Origin of the sequence: Microcoleus sp. F10-B2 (assembly GCF_036704965.1) — a bacterium.
Classification (GTDB): domain Bacteria; phylum Cyanobacteriota; class Cyanobacteriia; order Cyanobacteriales; family Microcoleaceae; genus Microcoleus.
Map to the genome: position 1 here is coordinate 1 of NZ_JAUBTB010000239.1, position 1,112 is coordinate 1,112.

Here is a 1,112-nt window from a genome sequence, read left to right on the forward strand (position 1 = left end):
ACTCACTATTATCTCGGATGATTCACTTTTACCCTCTCAATCCGCGTATGTGCCAGTTGGGGGTGCGGAATGTGGGTAACAGCAGTGTGTAAACAGTTAAAAATATTTGATGATGTAACTTGACTGAACGCCAAATTTATGGCTTCTGCTAATTCTTGATAATTAGTAGTCTTGATAGAACGGAGAATATTTTTAAGTTTTGATCGCAGATTTTCACTTGGTGAAAAATCGGGTGAATAAGGAGATAAGTATATTAATTTAGCCCCTTTTTTTTAATTGCTTTTTCCACTTCTTCTCCCAAGTGAATGGGACAATTATCCATCACTACACAAGCCCCTTTCCAGAGTTTTGGCACAAGTTTTATGATAATAAAAGCTTCAAATGTAATTGCATCAGTTCCGCCTATTAGATTAACCGATGTCAAAATTTATTTGACTGACATTGCTCCAATTATTGAGACATTTTTGCCACGTTTAGTTGGTTTTGGTCACGAGAGATCTTTGACCTTTCAAAGCTCTCGCATATAACCTAACGATTGCCAAATTAACTCCCGATTCGTCAATGAATATTAAGTCTTTCAAACTAATCTATTTAATTTTTTGCCACAACTCACATCGCAGGAGTTGAACTCGGTCGGTGCCTTTGCCAGAAGGGAACAGAGTTTTTTAAAACAGTAATCTTTAAGAGTTTTATGATTCTTGCTATTGTCGATCGACTAACGAAAAATACGATTTTTTCATAAAGTAAATAACGAAGTTATTCAAGGGTTGCATCATTGTTTACTTCAATCAATAACCCCAATATGAGTAGTTGCTGTGCATTCAGTTTCCCTTTGACTCCACATCGGTCAGTTCGGGGAGTAATCTTTTTTGTTTCACGATATTGTTTAAGCAATTTTTGTACAAAGCTGAGGGCTACAGAAAAACGCTTAGCTATTGCTTTTTGTGAAATCGGTTCAGTATGATAAGTATCAAGAAATTTTTGCCTAAAATCAATCGAATAAGCTTTCATTTTTAACAATGTATGAAGAGGAGTAGGTAGTGCCCTGAAGGAAAGGATCAGAGTACGTTATGATTAGAGAAGTGTTTGCCATAGCGTGATATGACATTAGA

General features: G+C 36.0%; 1 pseudogene. It reads right to left on the reverse strand.

Features of this window, described 5'->3' with window-relative positions:
- Positions 1 to 36 precede the first annotated feature (36 nt).
- Positions 37 to 1,011 (reverse strand): annotated as a pseudogene (locus QUA99_RS32925) (IS630 family transposase).
- Between the last annotated feature and the right edge of the window lie 101 nt (positions 1,012 to 1,112).